This is a genomic window from Leucobacter manosquensis (assembly GCF_018304845.1).
Classification (GTDB): Bacteria; Actinomycetota; Actinomycetes; order Actinomycetales; family Microbacteriaceae; genus Leucobacter; species Leucobacter alluvii.
Genome location: NZ_JAFEVO010000001.1, coordinates 351,305 through 371,553, shown reverse-complemented (window position 1 = coordinate 371,553; position 20,249 = coordinate 351,305). Strand labels below are relative to the sequence as shown.

17 protein-coding genes are annotated in these 20,249 nt (G+C 67.9%); 7 read left to right on the top strand and 10 right to left on the bottom strand.

What is annotated here, in order from left to right:
• Window positions 1-18: 18 nt before the first annotated feature.
• On the bottom strand, window positions 19-957 hold the full coding sequence (locus tag JSQ98_RS01715; protein WP_211648087.1) for a tyrosine recombinase XerC: 939 nt from the start codon (window positions 955-957) through the stop codon (window positions 19-21).
• Window positions 958-1,025: 68 nt separating this feature from the next.
• Window positions 1,026-2,798, bottom strand: coding sequence for a putative bifunctional diguanylate cyclase/phosphodiesterase (locus JSQ98_RS01710; protein WP_249290888.1), 1,773 nt, complete (start codon window positions 2,796-2,798; stop codon window positions 1,026-1,028).
• A gap of 201 nt (window positions 2,799-2,999) precedes the next feature.
• Here JSQ98_RS01710 and JSQ98_RS01705 point away from each other — a divergent pair, with 201 nt between their 5' ends.
• Window positions 3,000-3,332, top strand: coding sequence for a DUF7882 family protein (locus JSQ98_RS01705; RefSeq protein WP_090148237.1), 333 nt, complete (start codon window positions 3,000-3,002; stop codon window positions 3,330-3,332).
• 67 nt (window positions 3,333-3,399) lie between these two features.
• Here JSQ98_RS01705 and dprA read toward each other — a convergent pair whose 3' ends face one another.
• The 4 genes from dprA to JSQ98_RS01685 form a co-directional block, all read right to left on the bottom strand.
• Window positions 3,400-4,677, bottom strand: a complete 1,278-nt coding sequence (dprA, locus tag JSQ98_RS01700; RefSeq protein ID WP_211648084.1) for a DNA-processing protein DprA — start codon at window positions 4,675-4,677, stop codon at window positions 3,400-3,402.
• Entirely contained in the window at window positions 4,674-6,230 is a 1,557-nt protein-coding gene (locus JSQ98_RS01695) for a YifB family Mg chelatase-like AAA ATPase (RefSeq protein ID WP_211648083.1), read from the bottom strand. Before JSQ98_RS01695 ends, dprA begins: the two co-directional genes overlap by 4 nt.
• Window positions 6,227-6,643: a YraN family protein gene (locus JSQ98_RS01690; protein WP_200329305.1), complete on the bottom strand. Its 417-nt coding sequence runs from the start codon at window positions 6,641-6,643 to the stop codon at window positions 6,227-6,229. Before JSQ98_RS01690 ends, JSQ98_RS01695 begins: the two co-directional genes overlap by 4 nt.
• A gap of 130 nt (window positions 6,644-6,773) precedes the next feature.
• The gene (locus JSQ98_RS01685; RefSeq protein WP_090148195.1) at window positions 6,774-7,097 is read right to left on the bottom strand and encodes a DUF2469 domain-containing protein; all 324 of its coding nucleotides are present in this window, start codon (window positions 7,095-7,097) and stop codon (window positions 6,774-6,776) included.
• Window positions 7,098-7,206: 109 nt separating this feature from the next.
• On the opposite strand from JSQ98_RS01685, the gene JSQ98_RS01680 reads away from it, so the two are divergent.
• From JSQ98_RS01680 to JSQ98_RS01665, 4 genes are read left to right on the top strand one after another with little or no spacing between them, the layout of a single operon-like run.
• Window positions 7,207-7,857, top strand: a complete 651-nt coding sequence (locus JSQ98_RS01680; protein WP_090149651.1) for a hypothetical protein — start codon at window positions 7,207-7,209, stop codon at window positions 7,855-7,857.
• Entirely contained in the window at window positions 7,854-9,446 is a 1,593-nt protein-coding gene (locus JSQ98_RS01675; protein WP_200329307.1) for a DNA polymerase Y family protein, read from the top strand. Before JSQ98_RS01680 ends, JSQ98_RS01675 begins: the two co-directional genes overlap by 4 nt.
• A 59-nt stretch (window positions 9,447-9,505) precedes the next feature.
• Entirely contained in the window at window positions 9,506-12,970 is a 3,465-nt protein-coding gene (locus tag JSQ98_RS01670) for an error-prone DNA polymerase (protein ID WP_211648082.1), read from the top strand.
• 47 nt (window positions 12,971-13,017) lie between these two features.
• Complete coding sequence (locus JSQ98_RS01665; protein WP_211648081.1) at window positions 13,018-14,334, top strand: nicotinate phosphoribosyltransferase; 1,317 nt, start codon at window positions 13,018-13,020, stop codon at window positions 14,332-14,334.
• Between the two features lie 11 nt (window positions 14,335-14,345).
• Here JSQ98_RS01665 and JSQ98_RS01660 read toward each other — a convergent pair whose 3' ends face one another.
• From JSQ98_RS01660 to JSQ98_RS01650, 3 genes are read right to left on the bottom strand one after another with little or no spacing between them, the layout of a single operon-like run.
• The gene (locus JSQ98_RS01660; protein WP_090148186.1) at window positions 14,346-14,618 is read right to left on the bottom strand and encodes a DUF3039 domain-containing protein; all 273 of its coding nucleotides are present in this window, start codon (window positions 14,616-14,618) and stop codon (window positions 14,346-14,348) included.
• A gap of 29 nt (window positions 14,619-14,647) precedes the next feature.
• Complete coding sequence (locus JSQ98_RS01655; RefSeq protein ID WP_211648080.1) at window positions 14,648-16,219, bottom strand: hypothetical protein; 1,572 nt, start codon at window positions 16,217-16,219, stop codon at window positions 14,648-14,650.
• Window positions 16,189-17,253 (bottom strand): ABC transporter ATP-binding protein, encoded by a 1,065-nt coding sequence (locus JSQ98_RS01650; protein ID WP_090148180.1) that lies wholly within the window; start codon window positions 17,251-17,253, stop codon window positions 16,189-16,191. The genes JSQ98_RS01655 and JSQ98_RS01650 overlap by 31 nt, the downstream gene beginning before the upstream one ends.
• Before the next feature lie 129 nt (window positions 17,254-17,382).
• Between JSQ98_RS01650 and JSQ98_RS01645 the strand changes: the two genes are divergently transcribed.
• Both JSQ98_RS01645 and JSQ98_RS01640 read left to right on the top strand, forming a co-directional pair.
• Entirely contained in the window at window positions 17,383-18,171 is a 789-nt protein-coding gene (locus tag JSQ98_RS01645) for an ABC transporter permease (RefSeq protein WP_090148177.1), read from the top strand.
• 1 nt (window position 18,172) lies between these two features.
• Window positions 18,173-18,949 (top strand): ABC transporter ATP-binding protein, encoded by a 777-nt coding sequence (locus JSQ98_RS01640; protein WP_336661567.1) that lies wholly within the window; start codon window positions 18,173-18,175, stop codon window positions 18,947-18,949.
• Window positions 18,950-19,010: 61 nt separating this feature from the next.
• Here JSQ98_RS01640 and JSQ98_RS01635 read toward each other — a convergent pair whose 3' ends face one another.
• Window positions 19,011-20,243: a CDP-glycerol glycerophosphotransferase family protein gene (locus JSQ98_RS01635; RefSeq protein WP_211648078.1), complete on the bottom strand. Its 1,233-nt coding sequence runs from the start codon at window positions 20,241-20,243 to the stop codon at window positions 19,011-19,013.
• Between the last annotated feature and the right edge of the window lie 6 nt (window positions 20,244-20,249).

Below are 20,249 nucleotides of genomic sequence, written 5' to 3'. Positions count from 1 at the left end.
GCGCTGGCGGTGCGGTTCTCACGCGCGGGGGTGCGCCTGCCGATAGCTCTGCGCCAGCCTCTCCGTCGAAACGTGCGTGTACACCTGCGTGCTCGCCAGACTCGAATGCCCCAGCATCTCCTGCACCACCCGCAAGTCAGCCCCACCGTTCAGCAGATGGGTCGCCGCCGTGTGGCGGAAGGTGTGCGGCCCCCTCGGGCCTCCTCCCGTCTCCTCCCCGAGCTCCCGTGCCACCATGCGGTACACCGCGTTCGGAGTCAATCGCCCCCCTCGGCTCCCCACGAACAGGGCTCCGTGATCGCTCGGGGGCGGAGCAGCGCGCTGCGACTGCGCGGCGCGGGCGAGCAGCGCGGGGCGAGCGAGCGTCGCGTACGAATCCACAGCGCGTGCGGCGGGGCCGCCGTACGGCACGACTCGCTCCTTCCCTCCTTTTCCCAGCACCCGGACGGTGCGGGCTTCCGCGTCGACGCCGCTCAGCGGCAGCGTGCACAGCTCGGAAACGCGCAGCGCGGCGGCGTACAGCAGCTCGAACACGGCATGGTCGCGGAGCGATTCGGGATGCTCGACGGTCGCACGTGCCTCGACGCGCGCGAGCAGTCGGCGCATCTGCTCATCGGCGAGGACTCGAGGAAGATCCCGCCCTGCTTTCGGCGCGCGCAGTCGGGATGCGGGGTTCCCAGGCACGAGTCGGGAACGCTCGAGCCAGACTCCGAACGACTTCAGTGTGGCGACGTTACGGGCGATGGTCGTCGCCGCGAGCCCTTGCTGCTGCCGCTGCCACAGCCACTCGCGCATGAGCTCGATGTCGCAGGAGGCGAGATCGTCGCGATCGGAAGCCGCAGCGAATGAGACGAACCAGGCGAGGTCCCGCTGGTAGGCGCGCACGGTGTGCTCCGAGTAGCCGTACTCCAGTTGCACCGCCGCGAGGAACCGCTCGACGGCTGTAGACAATCGCATGGTCTCATTCTCGTCGTTCGCGTACTCCGGGCCCCCCGCATCGGCGGAGTGTCCCGTCGCCTGCGGCGTCATGGGCGCGGGAGCAGGATCTGTCCCGTTTCGAGTCCCGTGTCACGGCCGGCTCCATGAGCACCGGGCGCATCCGCGTCTTCGCTCTGCGAGGGGTCCGACGGCCCGGCACCTGGTCGGCCGGTGAGGAATCCCTGGATCTCGTCGAAGCCTTCGAGCTTGAGGATCTCGCGCTGCTGTTCGGTTTCCACGCCTTCCACCAGCACTGTGGCCGTCAGGGCGTGGCCGAGGGCAAGAATCGCCCGAAGCACATCGCGGGTGCGAGACGGCTGCAGACTCTCGTACAGCACGGAGCGGTCGATCTTCACCCGGTCGAAACCGAACGAGAGCAGCGTGTCCAACGATGAGAAGCCGGTCCCGAAGTCGTCGAGCGCGATGAGCACGCCGAGCCTCTGCAATTCCTCGAAGGTCGAGACGACCTCTTTCCGGTGCGAGATCAGCGTTGATTCGGTGATCTCCAGTTCGAGCCTGCCGGGTTCGAGCCCGCTCTCCTCGAGGGCGCGCGTCACCGACCCCAGAAACTGGTCGTCCGTGAGTTGCGCCGCTGAAACGTTGACCGCCACGCGGGAGCTGTTGCCCCAGCCCGCTGCATCTCGGCACGCGCGTCGCAGCACCCACTCTCCCAGCTGCACGATGGTGCCGTTGGCCTCGGCGATGGAGATGAACTCCCCCGGATGCAGCAGGCCGAGAATGGGGTGCCTCCACCGGACGAGGGCCTCCCATCCCACGACGGCTGCATCCTTCAGCGACGACTGCGGCTGATAGAGCACGGTGAACTCATCGCGTGCGATGGCGCCCACAATCTGCCGTCCGAGGAATCGACGTGAGGCTGAATGCTCGAGCAGGCCCTCGCGGTAGCGCATCGCGTCGTCGGCTCCGCGCTCCTTCGCGTCGTACATGGCGGCGTCAGCGCGCACGAGCAGCTCGGAGATGTCGCTCGCATCGGCCGGGAACCGAGCGATCCCGATACTGGCCGGCACTGTTCTCGTCTTCTCGTGGAAGCGCACCGGTGCGCGCATGGCATCGGTGACGCCGTCGACGAAGTCCTCGACCGATTGCGGGTCGGGCGTCAACGCGGCTGCGGCGAATTCGTCCCCGCCCAGTCTGGCGGTCACGATGCCGAGTTCTTCCCTGCGATGCAGGTTCTCGGCGGTGGCGCGCAGCAGCTCGTCGCCCGCCGCATGCCCGAGCGTGTCGTTGATTCGTTTGAAATCGTTGAGGTCGATGATCGCGACCGCGAACGGAGCCGCATCGGCGGACCACTGGGCGAGTTCCGAGAGGAACGCAGATCGATTCCACATCCCGGTGAGCGGGTCCGTGGAGGCTGCGCGGCGCAGCGCATTCGAAGCCTCGCGGGCAACGGTGACGTCTCGCGTGATCTTCGCGAAACCGATCACGACGTCGCGATCGTTCCGCACTGCATTCACCGTGACGTGGGCCCAGAACTGCGACCCGTCCTTGCGCACCCGCCAGCCCTCCGTCTCCATCCGGCCGTCACGGTTCGCAGATGCGAGGATGCGGGCGGGTAAGCCATCGGCCCGGTCTTCCCCGGTGAAGAACGTCTCGAAGGATTTTCCAACGATCTCGTCTCTCCGGTACCCCTTGATGCGCTCTGCGCCGGAATTCCAGGTCGTCACGAGCCCGCCAGGCGAGAGGAGATAGATCGAGTAGTCCTGCACCGCGTCCACGAGGTAGCGGAACATCTCGGCTTCGCCATCCATTGCGGCCTCTCCATCGATCATGCGGTCGCTCTCACGACCGTTCAACTTCATTTCGACCACGCGCGACGGCGACCGATGAATCTCCAGCGATTGTATGGCCTCTCCATATGCGGATCCTCGCCGATGATGCTTCGCGGTCGGAACCGGGTTGCGGCGCCAGTTCCCGACGGGTTGTACGCGCCCAACCTCACTCATTCTGAATCGCTCAAATAGTTACTTTCTCAGTTGCTTAAATTATGTCATACTTCTTGTATGGGATACATACTGCACGGTGGCCGGGAATACGAGTTCGAAGACCGCACGCTCGCCCACCTAAAAACGGTGATCGGGATGAAGCTCGCGAAACGGGAGGGATTCTTCCTCAGCTGGGCGGTTGATGCGAGCCGGGGAAGCGGGCGACACGAGGTGTGGATCTCGGAGCACTCCCCGATCGCCTTCCGCTTCAGCGGGGGCAAGACGCCCCAGCTGAATCCCGCTTGGATCAAGGCACTCATGGCGATCTCGTACACCCCGCGCGGCCTCGTCGCCCTTCAGGAGAACGATGCCACCAAGTGGGCGCAGCGCAACCCGCTCCTCGCCGCCTGAGCCCGCTGCGAACGCACGGCGCGGGCTCCACTACCGTCGCGGGTGGCCAGGTGAGATCCCCTCGACGTCATTCACGACGCAGCAGGCGCCAGCGCTGCCCGCCTGGAGCATCCTCAGCGCGAGCAACGCATTCGAGCATCTCGAGCTCGGCGATGACTCCGCGGACTTCCTCGACGGTCAGCCCGGCGGCGAGCGCCACGTCTTCCGCGCTCCGGCTTCCGCGTAGCGGCAGCGCGTCGAGCACTCGGCGATGCGCTGCCGATTGACGACCGGCGAGGGCGCTGAGAAGTTCACTCGCCGCGTCACCGAGACCGAGGAACTCTCGGAGCTCACGCGCGTTCGACACGAGTGTCGCGCCGTATTCGCGAATGAGCCGGTGACAGCCGGCTGACGTCGCACTGGTGACCGGCCCGGGCACCGCCCCGAGGCTCCGACCGAGTTCGGCCGCGTGCCCGGCCGTGTTGAGCGACCCTGAGCGCGTGCCCGCCTCCGTCACGAGCGTGGCCCCGGCGAGTGCGGCGATCGATCGGTTGCGCTGGAGAAAGCGCCATCGCGTGGGGGCGGCGCCCGGCACCATCTCGGAGCACACCGCTCCGCCATCCGCGATGCGGTCGAGCAGCGACGCGTGCGCCGCGGGGTAGGCTCGATCGGCACCGCCCGCGAGGATCGCGATGGTGGCAGAGCCCGTTGCGAGCGCGGCGCGATGAGCGACGGCATCGATCCCGTACGCCGCACCGGACACGATCGCCAGGCCGGCCGTTCCTGCCGCATCAGCGAGCTCGGCGGTCACGCTCGTCCCGTACCCGGTGCATGCGCGTGCTCCGACGACGGCGAGCGAGGGGTGGGCGAGCACTGTCGCGTCGCCGCGCATCCAGAGCAGCTGCGGGGCGTGCGCTCCCAGATCGTTCAGAGCGGAGGGCCACAGCGGCGACTCGGGGGCGACGAGACGCAATCCCGCGGCCAGCGCCCGGTCGAGGTCGGTGAGCGTCGCGCCGCGGTCGAGTCGCGGACGCCAGCGCGCGACAGCCGCCGAGAGCGTTCGGGGAGGCAGGACGACCCCTGACTCGCGCATCGCCCGTCCGAGCTGTTGCTGCGCATCCGTCGCAGCGAGCATGTCCAGGGCCGACGGCGCTCCCAGCGCCCCGATGAGTGCGCCGGCTACCGCGTCACCGGGTTCGATGAGCCTGGACCACACGACCCGTGCGAACAGCACATCGGAGATCGCGACCGTTCCTCCGTCGGTCTCGGACGGTCGGTCACCGTTCAGGTCCTGATCCGGAGCGAGCCCGGCGAGCGCCGAGCGCTCCTCCACCCCGGCACGTACGCACGACTTCGACGCGTTCACGCGAGATCACCTCCGCGCAGCACGAGCGCCTGAGCGACTTCCGTTCGACGCGGCCGATCAGCACCGGCAAGATCACTCACGGTCCATGCGACGCGCAGCACTCGGTCGTAGCCTCGCAGCGTCAACGCTCCGCGCGCCAGCGCGTGATCCAGCACCGCGGTGTCAGCCCGAGGGAGTCGCAGCCGCTGGCTCCGCAGCCAGCTTCCCGGCACCTCGGCGTTCACCGTCCACCCGGTACCCGACCAGCGCTCCGCGGCGATCGCCCGAGCGCTGACGACGCGCTCCCGCAGCTGCGAACTCGTCACCCGCTGCTCATGCGGGTCGTCGAGGAGCACCTTCGACACGCGGTGCAGCGTCAGGCGCAGGTCGATCCGATCTGCCAACGGCCCTGAAATGCGCTGCCGGTAGCTCATACGAGTCCGTGGCGTGCATGCACAGCTCACCGCGGTGTCCGGCGATCCGGCATTGCCGCAGGGACACGGGTTCGCGGCCAGCACGAGTTGCACGCGTGCGGGGAGCACCGTCCGGATGCGGGAGCGGTGGATCTCGATCCGCCCGGTCTCGAGGGGCTGCCGCAATGCGTCGAGCACCGTGCGCGGAAACTCGGGAGCCTCGTCGAGGAACAGGACGCCATGGCATGCGCGAGTGATCGCCCCGGGGCGTATCTCGATGCCCTGCCCGCCTCCGATGATCGATGCAGCCGACGCCGTATGGTGCGGGCTCTCGAACGGCGGTCGGCGCACGAGTTGGAGCAACGGCGAGCCTCCGAGTGACGCGATGCTGCTGGCTTCGAGCGCCGCTTCATCGCCGAGTTCGGGGAGCAGCGTCGGCAGACGGGTGGCGAGCAGCGTCTTCCCCGCTCCCGGCGGCCCGAGCAGTGACACGTGATGCCGTCCGGCCGCGGCGATCACCATCGCTTCGACCGCTTCCGGCTGCCCAACGACGTCGGCGATATCCGCGCGGGCGTCATGAGTCTCGGCCTCCGCTGATGCCGTCGTCGGCGTTTCCGGGCTCACTGCGCGCCCGCGGCCTTGCTCCCCGCGATACCACGCGACGGCACTGGCGAGGTCGGGCACCGCAATGACTTCGATGCCGGGAACGAGCGCGGCCTCAGCGGCGCACGACTCGGGCACCATGGCTCGGAGGAATCCGAGATTCCGCGCAGCGGCCACCGAGGAGAGCAGCCCGGCCGGCCTGCGGAGTGCACCGTCGAGCGCCAGTTCGCCCAGATGGGCGACGTCGGCGAGACCGGTCGCCGGGAGGTGGCGTGATGCGGCGAGCGCGGCGAGCGCGATTGCGAGGTCGAATCCGGAGCCGTGCTTGGGGAGCGATGCCGGGGCGAGATTCACCGTGATGAACCGATTGGAAAGCGGCATACCCGCCTGCGAGGTCGCGGTGCGCACGCGCAGTTTCGCTTCCGCCAGCGATGCGTCGGGGAGCCCGATGATGGCGATCCCAGGGAGCTGCTGCGAGATGGCGGATTCGACCATCACGGTGGTGCCCTGGAGCCCAGTGAGTGCGATGGACGCTGCTCGGCACACGATCCCGCTCATGAGATCCCGCGCAGATGGTCGATGTGGGGTGCGGTGCCGGCGCGCAGAATGATGCCGACCGCGTCGATGCGGAGTCCGGAGGCGGGTTGCTGATGCACCCGAACCCAATCCAGGAGCAACCGGCGCAACCGCGCCGCCTTGCGCGCGGTGATGGCCTCCAGCGGGGTGCCGTAGCCGTCGCCGCTGCGGGTCTTCACCTCCACCGCGACGACGACGCCGTGATCAGTGACGACGAGGTCGAGCTCCCCGTGGCGGTTTCGCCAGTTGCGGTCGACGATCCGGCAGCCGAGCCCTTCGAGGTACTCGCCGGCGATCGCCTCGCCGCGAGCACCGAGCGTGCGGTTTCGGAGAGGCGTCTCCCCTCCGGGAACACCTCTCTGCGTGCCGTGCGTGCGTGCTGTTGTGCGCTCCATGATGCACCTCCTGGCACCTCAGCATGGGCGCGATGAGGAGGGCGAGGAGCGAGTGCGCCACGGCTTGTGGAGAAGTGAGAGGTTCGCACGCAATCAGTGCGATGTGAGCGGAGACCGCCGGCAGACGAGGCTATTCGTCGAGCGCGAGCTCCTGCGGCAAGGAGAACTCGCGAGCAGACAGCTCTTCGACATTGACGTCTTTGAACGTGAGCACGCGCACCGACTTCACGAAACGATCGGCGCGGTACACATCCCACACCCAGACATCGGTCATGGAGAGCTCGAAGTAGAAGTCGCTTCCCGCATCCTGTCGCTTCAGGTCGACATCGTTCGCAAGATAGAACCGCCGTTCGGTCTCGACGACGTAGCGAAACTGGCTCGCGATGTCGCGGTACTCGCGAAACAGCGACAGTTCGGCTTCGCGCTCGTAATCGTCTAGCTCGTCCTCGTTCATCCCGTCCATCCTACGCCGTCCGCAACGCAGGATTCGAGCCGTGGTTTCAGCGCGACGCGCCAGCGGCCACGAGATTGACTTATTCGAACATATGTTCGAATATACCTCCATGAACTCCCCCGCGACCGTCCGCTCGTTGCAGCAGCGCATCTCCGAGATGCAGCCGGTGCGACTCGACGCGCGCGTACTCCCCACACTGGAGGGCTTGCGTCCGCTGCTTCCAGGTGGATCATTGCGGATGGGGGCGAGCTACGCCGTGCGGGGGTCACGGCAACTGGCGCTCGCGATGCTCGCAGAGGCGTCGGCTTCTGGGGCATGGTGCGGCGTGATCGGTGACGCATCGTTCGGAGCGGAAGCCGCCGCTGCACTCGGCATCGCACTCGATCGGTGCGTCGTCATCCCGCATCCCGGCGAGGATGCGCTGGGACTCACCGGCGCGCTCGCCGAAGTGCTCACCGTCTTGCTCCTGACCCCGCCCTCCCGGCCGAGTCCCGGCGAAGCCGAGCGCATCTCAGCACGGTTGCGCGAGCACGATGCGGCACTGGTGGTCTCGGGCGAGTGGCCGCGCCCGGAATCCACGCTGCACGTCACCGCTTCGCGGTGGAACGGACTGGGTCACGGTCACGGGATGCTCGCGAATCGCGAGCTGGTGGTGCAATCGCAGGATCGCCTCGGTGCGCGGCGGCACACCGTCCGATTCCAGCACGGGGCCGTCGTTGCTCCCGGCACCGCTCCCGTCAGGCGTCTGGGCGCACCATGATCGCGGATCGCACCCTCGTCTTCTGGGTTCCCGACTGGCCCGTGCACGCTCTCCTCCGCGACGACGGGGCCGATGGGCTGTCCCTGGATGCTCCGCTCGCACTCATCGCCAACCGCCTCGTGGTCGCCTGCTCCGCAGCCGCCCGCAGGGACGGCGTCCGCACCGGTCTCCGAGAACGCGAAGCGCAGACGCGCTGCCCCGAACTCGCCGTGTATCCGCATGACCCCGAGACCGATGAGCGACGGTTCGCCCCCATCGCAGCGGCGCTCGAACAGCTCGTACCGGGCGTCGAGGTGGTGCGGCCCGGTCTCTGCGCCATGCGGTCACGAGGGCCGTCTCGCTATTACGGCGGGGAGACCCCCGCCGGAGTCGCAGTGCTGCGGCTCGCCGAACAGCTGGGGCTTCCCGATGCTCGCGTCGGGATCGCGGACGGTCGATTCACCGCCGAGCAGGTCGCGCGCTCGGCGTCGACCGACCCGGGCATCTCTGCCCCGGCCGCGGGACTCCGCATCGTCGCGCCGGGCGCCTCACCCGCATTCCTCTCCCCGCTCCCGGTCTCCAGAGCTGCGGAGGCCGGTCTTGCCGAGACGCTGCAGGGGCTCGGCATCCGCACGCTCGGCGCGTTGGCCGCACTCCCCGAGGATGCGGTACGCCAGCGCTTCGGGCCGCAGGGTCTGGCTGCGCACCGGCGCGCGTCGGCCTCCGGCGCCGGCCACGGCGCCGAGGTGCGCCCGCGGCAACCGGTTCGCGAGCTCTCGGTGGAGCTGTCGTTCGACACTCCGATCGACGCTGCCGATCAACTGGCATTCGCGTGCAGCGCTCTGGCAGAACGGTTCATCGGCGGGCTGACGGAGGATCGTCTGGTGTGCACTGCGCTGCGCGTCGAGCTCACCGATGATGTCGGGGCGCAGCACGAGCGCGAATGGGCTCACCCCAGGCATTTCACGCCGGCCGATACCATCGGCCGCATCCGTTGGCAGGCTGCGTCAGCGGCCAAGCAGACTGAGCGCGGTGGTGCCGGAGTGACCAGGGTGCGCATCACACCGGTGCACACCGATCACGTCGCCGCCCACGAACCCGGTCTGTGGAGCACGGAGCCCGACGAGCGGGTGCATCACCATCTCAGTCGCGCACAGAGCCGTCTCGGGCACACCGGCGTCGGAACGATCGCGCTCGCGGGCGGGCGCCTCCTGGCGGATCGGCAGCGCTTCGTCCCCTGGAGCACCACGCGCGTCGAACGCCCTCATGCACGAGCCTCGGCATCCGGGCCCTGGCCCGGAGCACTCACCGGCCCCGCGCCCAGCCGCGTGTTTCCCGAATTGGTGCCGGCAGCACTCCTCGATTCGTCAGGCACGGCGGTCGGGATCGATGCGGACGATCTGCTGACGGCGGACCCCGTCCACCTGCGGGTTGCCGCAACCGAGTTCGACGCTCCCGTAGCGGCCTGGTCGCCGCCCTGGGCTGTACGGGAGCGGTGGTGGGAGGGGGCTCCCGCGCGCTTCCGCGTGCAAGTGCAGCTCGCCGATGGCGACGCCTGGTTGCTGGTCTTCAGCACTGGAACGTGGGCGGCCGAGGGCCGCTACGACTGATCCGCCGATGAGTGCGGCATCCCGAAACACTGTCCGATCCATCCGTGTCCGGAGGTCTCATGCGCTGGAGCAATTCCTCGCTCTCATGGAACGAGTTCGAGCGGCGGCTCTCGGGCCGCGCCCCTGACTCGGTCGGAGGCGACGAGGATGCGGGAGCGGACTCCGCCGAACCGACTGCCCCTGCTGCACCGAGCACTGATTCGGTCGTGCCCTACGCCGAACTCCACGCTCACTCCCATTTCAGCTTTCTCGATGGAGCGTCCTCCCCCGAGCAGCTCATCGCCGAGGCAGCGCGCCTGCGGTTATCGGGCATCGCGCTCACCGACCATGACGGCTTCTACGGTGCCGCGTCGTTCGCCGACGCCGCCGACGCCGCCGACGCTCGTGCTCGGCAGTCCGGGGAGACGGCCCCGCTCACGGTCTACGGCGCCGAGCTCTCGCTCGGCCTCGACACCCCCCAGCTCGGGGTCGCCGATCCCATGGGCTCTCATCTGCTCGTGCTCGCCCGCGGCGCGAGCGGCTATCACCGGCTCGCCGCCGCCATCACCGAGGCTCAGCTCGGCGGCGGCGAGAAGGGGCGACCGGTCTACGATCTCGAGGCCCTCGCTGCTGCGGGCGGGAACGAATGGGTGATCCTGACGGGGTGCCGCAAGGGATCGGTGCGCCGCGCGCTCGACGGCGCAGCCACCCGCGCCGCTGGCGATGCCCAAGCGCTCATCGAGCTCGACCGGCTGACCGCGCTCTTCGGGCACGACAATGTGCACGTCGAACTCAGCCACCACGGGCATCCGGATGACGATTCACGAAACGACCGTCTCGCCGAACTCGCAGCCGCTCGCGGCCTTCCCACTCTCGTGACCGGAAACGTGCACTACGCCACCGCTGCCGATGCGCCGCTCGCCGAGTCGATGGCTGCGGTGCGCGCACGGCGGAGCCTCGCAGAACTCGACCCGCACCTCCCCGCCTCCGGTGCCGCCCATCTGCGCAGCGGCGCCGCGATGCTGCGACGCTTCGCCAGGCACCCCGATGCCATCGCGCGCACGGTCCCGCTCGCCGAGGAACTCGCCTTTCCGCTGCGCGCGGCTCGACCGCGCCTCCCGAAGCTCGACGTGCCGGACGGTCACACGCAGATGAGCTGGTTGCGATCCCTCGTCTGGGCCGGCGCCGAACGACGCTACGGCATCGCACTGCCCGAGAGCCATCGGTCTCGCATCGAGCGGGAGCTCGAAGTCATCGAGCAGAAGGACTTTCCCGGCTATTTCCTGATCGTGCACGATCTCGTTCGCGAAGCACGCAGCAGGGAGATTCTGTGCCAGGGGCGCGGATCGGCGGCGAACTCCGCAGTCTGCTTCGTGCTCGGCATCACGTCGGTCGATTCGATCTTCTACGGACTCCCGTTCGAGCGCTTCCTCTCGAGTCTGCGCGACGAGGAACCCGATATCGATGTGGACTTCGATTCAGAACGACGCGAGGAGATCATCCAGTACGTCTACGAGCGCTACGGGCGGCGCAATGCTGCGCAGGTCGCGAACGTGATCACCTATCAGCCGAAGGCGGCGATCCGCGACGCCGCGAAAGCCCTCGGATACAGCGCTGGCCAGCAACGCGCGTGGACGCGCGGTCTCGACCGCCATCGCACCATCGAGGAGGATCCGGAGAGCCCGATCCCGCTCTCCGTGCAACGACTCGCCCAGGCGTTCCAGAAGGCGCCGCGGCATCTCGGCATTCACTCCGGAGGCATGGTCCTCACGGAACGGCCGGTCGGTGAGGTGTGCCCCATCGAGCACGCACGCATGGAGCACCGCACCGTGCTGCAGTGGGACAAAGAGGGGTGCGAAACCATGGGTCTCGTGAAGTTCGACATGCTCGGACTCGGCATCCTCAGCGCACTGCGGCACACCTTCGACATCATCGCGCAGTCGACCGGCGAGCAGTGGACCTTCGACACCGTGCCGAAAGAGGAGGCCGGGGTGTACGACATGCTCTGCCGGGCCGACGCTATCGGCGTCTTCCAAGTCGAGAGCCGTGCGCAGCTGAACACGCTCCCCCGGCTGCTTCCGCGCAAGTTCTACGACCTCGTCATCGAAATCGCTCTGATCAGGCCCGGCCCCATTCAGGGCGGCGCAGTGCATCCGTATCTCCGACGCAAGAACGGCCAGGAGGATGTCGTCTACCCGCACCCGAAACTGGTGCCGGTGCTCGAACGCACGCTCGGCGTGCCGCTCTTCCAGGAGCAGCTCATGCAGATGGCGATGACCGTGGGCGGGTGCAGCGGCGAAGACGCGGATCTGCTGCGCCGATCCATGGGCTCGAAACGCGGCCAGGAACGCATCGACAGCCTCAAAGCCAAGCTCTTCGACGGCATGGCCGACAACGGCATTACGGGCGACGAGGCGACGCGGATGTACGAGCAGATCGAGGCGTTCGCCGGATTCGGATTCGCCGAAAGTCACTCGATCAGCTTCGCACTGATCGTCTACGTCAGCTCCTGGTGCAAGCTGCACTACCCGGCCGCGTTCCTCGCAGGTCTGCTGCGCGCGCAGCCCATGGGTTTCTACAATGCGCGCTCCCTCACCGAGGACGCCCGCAGGCACGGCGTCGAGGTGCGCCCACCTGACGTCCAGCGTTCCGAAGCGCTCTCGAGCCTCGAGCCGCTCGACCCAGGCCGATCACCCGAACCGTCCGCATCGGAGGCCGAGGCCGCACATGATCGTCGCCCACCGACCGGCTCCGACGACTGCCTGGCGCCGCATCACCCGGAACCTGGCCCGTTCGTCCGCGACGCTCCAGACACGAGCGCCCTGCACCGCAGGGACGGCGCGTTCGCGGTACGGCTCGGGCTCACCGAGGTCCGCGGCATCGAGCGCGAGACCGCGGAGCGCATCGCGCGCGCCCGCGCCGAAGCGCCGTTCCAGGACCTCGCCGATCTCGCCCGCCGGGCGGACCTCGATCGCACCCGGCTGGAGGCGCTCGCAGCATCCGGGGCGTGCGAGAGCCTCGGCCTCGACCGCCGCGAGGCGCTGTGGGCCGCAGCTCCCGCCTCAGACAACCGCGAACGATTTCTTCCGGGCATCGCGGTGCACGTGCAACCCCCACTGCTGCCCGTGCTCAACACCGCCGAGCAGACTGCGCTCGACCTGTGGACGACCGGTGTCGCCACCGGAACGCATCCGCTCGCCCTGCTGCGCGACGGGCTCGATGCGCGCGGAATCATCCGGTCGGATCGCACCAGGCACACCCCGCCCGGGTCCGTCATCGAGGTCGCGGGCCTCGTCACGCACCGGCAGCGACCTGGCACCGCGAGCGGCATCACCTTCCTGACGCTCGAAGACGAGTCGGGTACGGTCAACATCGTCACCTGGGCGCAGGTCTGGGCGCGCAATCGGCTCGTCGCCCGCGCGTCACCCGCGCTCATCATCCGCGGGGTGCTCGAACGGTCACCCGAGGGCGTGGTCAATGTGATCGCGCAGACATTCGAACCGCTCGCCGCTCCGATCGGCGTGAACTCCCGCGACTTCCGGTGATCCACGATCGCCCGCGTCGCCGATGGCCGACCGGCTAAGCTGACTGCGTGCATACCTCGACGGCGCTGCTCACCGATCACTACGAGCTGACCATGGTCGATGCGGCGCTGCAAGCCGGCACCGCTCACCGGCGCAGCGTGTTCGAACTCTTCGCGAGACGGCTCTCCGGAGCGCGACGCTACGGAGTCGTCGCCGGCACCGGGCGCCTCCTCGAAGCCATCGAGCGCTTCCGATTCACCGACCAGGAGCTCTCGTTCCTGAACGAGCAGCAGGTCGTCAGCGCACGAACGCTCGACTGGCTCGCCGATTTCCGGTTCACCGGCAACATCTGGGGGTATCCCGAGGGGGAGGTCTTCTTCCCCGGATCCCCGCTGCTCACCGTCGAGTCCAGCTTCGCCGAGGGCGTGCTCCTCGAGACGCTCTCGCTGAGCATCCTGAACGCCGACTCCGCCGTGGCGACCGCCGCCTCTCGCATGGTGCACGCCGCTGCCGGAAAACCGCTTGCCGAGATGGGGTCGCGACGAACCGGCGAGTACAGCGCCATCGCCGCTGCGCGCGCCGCCTACATCGCCGGGTTCACGGCGACGTCGAATCTCGAAGCCGGACGCAGCTACGGCATTCCCACGATGGGCACCGCGGCTCACAGCTTCACTCTGCTGCACGAGACCGAGCGCGACGCATTCGCCGCCCAGATCGCGGCGCTCGGCACCGGGACGACACTGCTGGTCGATACGTACGACATCGAACAGGGCGTCCGCACGGCGATCGAGGTCGCGGGTATCGAGCTCGGCGCCGTGCGCATCGATTCCGGAGACCTTCCCGTCGTCGTCCGGCGCGTGCGACACCTCCTCGACGAACTCGGCGCCACTCGCACGCGCATCACCGTGACGAACGACCTCGACGAGCACACCGTCGCAGCCCTCGCTGCCGCCCCGGTCGACAGCTTCGGCGTCGGCACCTCGGTCGTCGTGGGCTCCGGCACCCCGACGATGGGCATGGTCTACAAGCTGGTCGCCCACGAGGATGCATCGGGTGCGTGGGTGTCGGTTGCGAAGAAATCGGCGGAGAAGGCGTCAGTCGGCGGCCGCAAGAGCGTGCGCCGTGCACGTACGGCTGCAGGCGTTGCCACGAAGGAGCTCATTCTGCTCGGCGACGGCCCCGGAGGTACGAGCGAGGGGCAGGACTCGGACGGGCGAACCGTGCTCGAACCACTCATCGTCGGCGGAACCGTCCAGCCGGGATTCACGGGGCGAGACGGCATCGCTGCGGCGCGCGAACGGCATCGCACCAGCGTGGCGGAGCTCCCCCCGGTCGCGATGAGCCTGACGCGGGGCGACCCCGCGATCCCCACCGAGTACCGCTGAGCGGAGACGCGCTACTTGCGCATCCGCTCGTAGACCCGCTTGCAGTCGGGGCAGACCGGAAACTTCTCCGGATCACGCGACGGCGTCCACTTCTTACCGCAGAGCGCGCGGACCGGCTTCCCGGTCACCGCCGACTCCATGATCTTCTCTTTCGGGACGTAGTGCGAGAAGCGCTCGTGGTCTCCGTCCTCGATCTGCGAATCCTCGAGCAGCTTCTCGAGTTCGCGGTCGAGCACATCTGTGCCACCGCCGGTGTCGGAATCGTCGCGTGTGAAGATACCCATGCGCTCAGTCTACTCCGCCGTGGGCGAGCTCAATCGAAGATCTGGGTGACGGCGATCAGCTCGGGTCCGCTGCGATCGAACAGCCATCCGCCGATCAGAACGCCGAGCACCAGCACCACGAGGCCGTACCCGATTCCGAAGGCGAGTGCCCACATGTTCTCCGTGAACTCGACGTCGACCAGCGCGTTGACGGCGAACCAGACCGGAGGCACCGCGAGTACCAGCGCGAGGATCATCGCGATCGTCTGAGCCAGGCCCGAACCGGTACCCGCCCCTTGCGGCTGCACGAAGGGGCTATCGCCGGGACGCGTCGCCGGGTAGGGCGTCAGCACGGAGAACACGCACGAGACGGCGCACGCGACGAGCAGCACCCCGATGTTCATTCCGACGACGGCCGGAAGGATGCGCCAATCGCCGACGATCGTCACGGTGATGCTCGAGCCGATGACCGCGAGCGGTAGGCCGATCATCAGCACGGGTGCGAGGCGGCCGGCACGATCCGCTCGTCCGCGCGTGCCGCTTGCGACGTGCTCCCAGATCGCCGTCGAGTCCATGGCGATGTCATTGTGCTGCGACCACCCGAGCAGAAGCAGCATGACCGGAAGCGGCACGAGCGCGAGCGTCGTGAGCGGGGCTCCCGCCACCCAGAACGCGAGCATCATGAACACAGGCGCCAGAGGGATCGCGAACAGTGCGACTCGATAGCGCGGATCACGCGCCCAGTAGGTCAGCTGACGGGCAGCGATCACCTGTGCCGGCCGTGCCGAGAACCGTTCGAACCAGCCGAGACCACTGCGGGCGACACCGGGTGAGAGCGGGCGTTCAACGCGCCGGTTCGAGGCGGCGACGAGCGCGAACCAGAGGGCAAGCAGCACGACGATCGCTGCAGCGACGATCGCCAGATACATGCCTGCAGCGTCGAGATCGCCGGCACCAGCCGCTTCGACGGCAGCGAAGGGCGCGCCGAACGGGGTCCAGGCGAGCTTCTCCACGACCTGGTCGACGGCGTCGAACCCGCCGGGAGCGAACACGGTCGCACCCGCGAAGACCGCGAGCGGCAGGAGTGCCACGATGAGCACGACGCCTGTCGTGCGCAGCGCCCCGGCGAACCGCTGCCCGGCGATCAGACGGGACAGGAGCGACATGACCCGTGCGCTCGCCACCGCGAAGAGCGCGGCAAGAATGAAGGCCACGGGAGCCGCCCATGCTGGCTCCTGCCAGGCGGGACGCGTGGCAGTGAGCGCCACGAGCCAGACGATCAGCAGGAAGAACGGCCAGGTGATCACCGACGAGAGGAGCAGTCCGCCAGCGATCGCGCCTGGTCCGGCCGGATACTGGACGAACTGTCTCGGTTCCAGCATTCTGCGGTTCTCGAAGAACGGCACGAGGAACACGCCGAGCAGCACCGCGCCGCCGATGAGAAGATCGACCGCGGATCGTTGCTGCGGGTCGTCGATGAGCACCGTCGGTGCGATCGCCAGGAGTACCGCGGCTGCGGCGAGAATCGCGTAGAGCAGCGTGGTGCGCAGTGCCTTTCCGAACGAACCGCGGAAGCCGCCGCCGAGCAGCGCTACTCGGAGTCGGAAGAGCCGGAAAGCCACTCGAGCCCCTTCCTCGCGTCGCTCGCTCCGGTGAGCTGCACGAAGCGTTCTTCGAGGCTCAGTCCATCGCGTACGGCGTCGACGGTTCCCTGAGCGATGACGCTGCCGTCGACGATGATCGAGACATGATCGCAGACGCGCTGAATGAGATCGAGGCTGTGGCTCGACATCACCACGCTGCCGCCGCCCGCGACGTACTTCTCGAGGATGTCCGTCACATTCGCCGCTGACACGGGATCGATGGCCTCGAAGGGCTCGTCGAGCACCAGCACCTCCGGCGCGTGAATCATGGAGCAGGCCAGAGCGATCTTCTTCTGCATCCCGGCGGAGTAGTCCGAGACCAGGCGACCGAGCGCCGACTCGAGCCCGAACGCCTCGGCGAGCTCCGCCGAGCGCGTTGCAACGGCCGCCTCCGGAACGCCGTGCAGCACCCCGCTGTAGTAAAGCAGCTGCGCGCCGGTCAACCGGTCGAACAACCGCAAGCGGTCGGGCAGGGTGCCGATAAGGCGTTTCGCTGCGGGCCCGTCCGTCCAGACGTCGACTCCGCTCACGGTGACGCGACCCGAGGTGGGACGGAGCAGACCGCTGATCATCGACAACGTGGTCGTCTTGCCGGCGCCGTTCGGCCCGACGAACCCGGTGAAGGATCCGGCGTGCACATCGATCGATACGTCGCCAGCTGCGACCAGCGACCCATAGGTCTTCGTCAGCATTTCGGTGCGCAGAACGACGGGATTCTGCTCGGCGATGCGGCCGCGCTCCCGTGCGCGCACGACCGAGGGAACCGGCACCTCGATGCGGCCGGTCCGGGGAGCCCTGGCCGAGGAACGCGGCGCCGTCTCAGCGGCGGGCTCGTTCTCCGGCGCGTGCGCATCGGCGGAGGACGGTTCCGGAGTCGGTTCGGGTGCGGATTCGCCGGCCCCCTCCATCGGTGCGGACGCCGGTGCGCCACCGGCCGTTCGACTGGGGCGCAATCGCGATCCCCCGCTCGTCCCACTCGACATCTCGCCGATCACCGTCTCTTCACTTGGCATCGACCCCCTCTGGGGTTCGGGCTCGGGCAGGGCAGACGGGGTTACGGGCGGCACGGGTTCTAATTTAGCAAAGGTTCGGGGTCGGTTCGTGTGGCCTCGCCGACCGCCGGAAGACGGCAGAATAGCAATGTGACTCTTTCACCTCGTTCTCGGACCCGGCGCACCAGCGCGTGGTCGTCGCTGTGGCTGCTGACGCGGCGCGATCTCAAGGTCCGCTACGCGACGTCACTGCTCGGGTATCTCTGGTCCATCCTCGATCCGCTGCTGATGAGCCTCATCTACTGGTTCGTCTTCACCCAGGTCTTCCAGCGAACGGTCGGTGAGCAGCCGTACATCGTCTTCCTTCTCACCGCGCTGCTGCCGTGGGTCTGGGTCAACGGCGCGATCTCAGACTCCACCCGGGCATTCCTGCGCGATGTGAAGCTCGTGCGCTCAGTCGCATTGCCGCATTGGATCTGGGTCGGCCGAATCGTCTGCTCGAAGGGCATCGAGTTCCTGTTGAGCCTGCCGGTGCTCATCGCGTTCGCGATCCTCAGCGGAGCGCCGGTCGGCTGGGGCATCCTGCTGATGCCGGTGGCCGTGCTCCTGCTCGCAGCGCTCACGCTCGGCGTCGGTTTGATCGTGGCGCCCCTCGTCGTCTTCTTCCGCGACCTGGAGCGTGCCACGAAACTCATCCTCCGAGTCCTGTTCTACGCTTCGCCCATCATCTACGGTGCCGCTGATCTGCCCGAGTTCGCCCGGCCGCTGGCATGGCTCAACCCGCTCTCCGGCATCTTCGCGCTGTTCCGTGCCGGATTCTTCCCCGATCAGCTCGACTGGCCGCTCATCGCCGCATCCACCGCCATGACGGTTCTCTTCCTGGGAATCGGGATCCTCGTTTTCCGCCGCGCCATCGGCGGCGTGTTGAAGGAGCTGTAACGTGACCGCATCGCATCTGGGCGCCCCGGCAGCCGCTCCGGCGGCCGATCGAATCATCGCCGTCGACGATCTGGGAGTGCGGTTCCGCCGCAATCGCGGCTCGCGACGAAGCTTCAAAGATCTGTTCTCCGGTCGTGCGCGGCGCGGGCGGCCGGGTGACTTCTGGGCGCTGCGCAATGTCTCGTTCGACGTGCGCGCGGGCGAAGCCATCGGCGTGGTCGGGCGCAACGGTCAAGGTAAGTCGACGCTTCTGAAGCTGGTCGCCGGCGTGCTCTTCCCGGATGAGGGCCGCGTCGACGTGAGTGCCGGCGTCGCGCCGCTCATCGAGATCACCGGCGGCTTCGTCGGCGATCTGACCGTGCGCGACAACGTCTGGCTCACGGCCGGTCTGCACGGCCTGAGCAAGCGCACCATCTCCGAGCGCTTCGACTCCATCATCGAGTTCGCCGGTGCGGAGGATGTGATCGACACGCCCTTCAAGCACCTGTCGAGCGGCATGAAGGTGCGCGTGGCGTTCTCGGTCATCTCGCAGCTCGATGAACCAGTGCTCCTCGTCGACGAGGTGCTCGCCGTCGGCGATAAGTCATTCCGGGCGAAGTGCTATGCCCGCATCGAGCAGATCCTCGCCGAGGGGAAGACGCTCTTCCTCGTCTCGCACAATGAGCGCGACCTCAGGCGCTTCTGCTCGCGCGGGTTGTACCTCGATCGCGGTCGGCTCGTGCTCGACGGCGACATCGAAGCCGTGCTCGACCGCTACAACGCCGACCACCCGGTCTGATCCCGCTCCGCGCCCCGTGGTCCCCTCCGCGCCCCGTGCCGAGCACGGGCGGGGAACCCGCTCAGCCGAGTCCGCGCTGCGCCCGTTCGGCATCGGCGCGCGTGAGCAGCTCGGCGATCGCGGCGTGGAACCTCTGCGTGGGGGCGCCCGGCGTCGTATCGCCGAAGTAGTGCGCTGACCAGGTTCCCAGCCGCTCACGCGCGGCCTCGTCGTCGATCACCCGATCGAGCACCGCAGCGATATCGGGCGTATCAGCGGCCGAGAGCCACTCGCACACGCTCAGATACCCGGTTGCGTCGACTGCCGCCTCCGGAGAGGCCGGCCGCGTCACCATGAGCGGCCGCCCGGTCGCGAGGCGGTCGTAGACCATGGCCGAAATGTCGCAGATCGCGACATCGGGCAGGCTGAGCTGCCATCCGAGACGCGAGCTCGTGTCATAGACGTGGTGAGCGGTGGGGTCTGCGCGGTTCGCAGCATCGATCATGGCGATGATCCGCGCATTCGCGGCGCCGAATTCGCTGTCGACGACCCCGCTCCTCGGATGAGGGCGGTACACGACGCGGTGCCGTCCGGTCGCGATCAAGGCCCGGACGAGTGCTTCGCCGTGCGAGGCCACCGATCCGTAGCTCGCAGCCGGCCTGTCACCCTCCCACGTCGGCGCGTACAGCACGACGGTTCGCTCGTCTGGAGTGAAGGGCGGGGCCCCCTCCAGGTGATCCGTCTGCGGCCGCCCGATCGACATCGTTCGCGCCTCGACATCGTAATTCCAGAGCGCCCGGCTGAGTCGTTCCCGCGCGGCGTCTCCGGCTACGAACGCGAAATCGTAGGTCTGGTACTGGTTGCTCGTCATGTACATCTTGTCGCTCTCACCGTGATTGACGAAGACATGCCAGCGCTGCCCGTACCGCATCATCTGGAAATTGCGCGTGTTCTGGTTGACGTACAGGATCACGTCGAGGCGCTGCTCCTCAAGCACTCGCTCGATCTCGGTCACGCGCTGCACGAACTCGACCGCGAGTCCGCTCTCGCGCATCAGTTGACGCGCGCCCGACGCGTTCCGCGCGAGCACGAGCACCGGCCAACGCTCCGACAGTTTCTGGAGCGGCGCGTACCACTGCCGCATCTGGTAGATGTTCACATCGCTATCGGCGAAGTACACGCCGATGGTGAAGTGCTGCTCGGGTATGGGCCCTCGCTCCTCGATCAGCTGACGCAACTGAAAGTACGCCTGACGCCCTTTGAGCACGCGCTTGCCGAGCCGAAGCGCGCGCTTCACATCTTTCGCCAACTGCATCCTGCA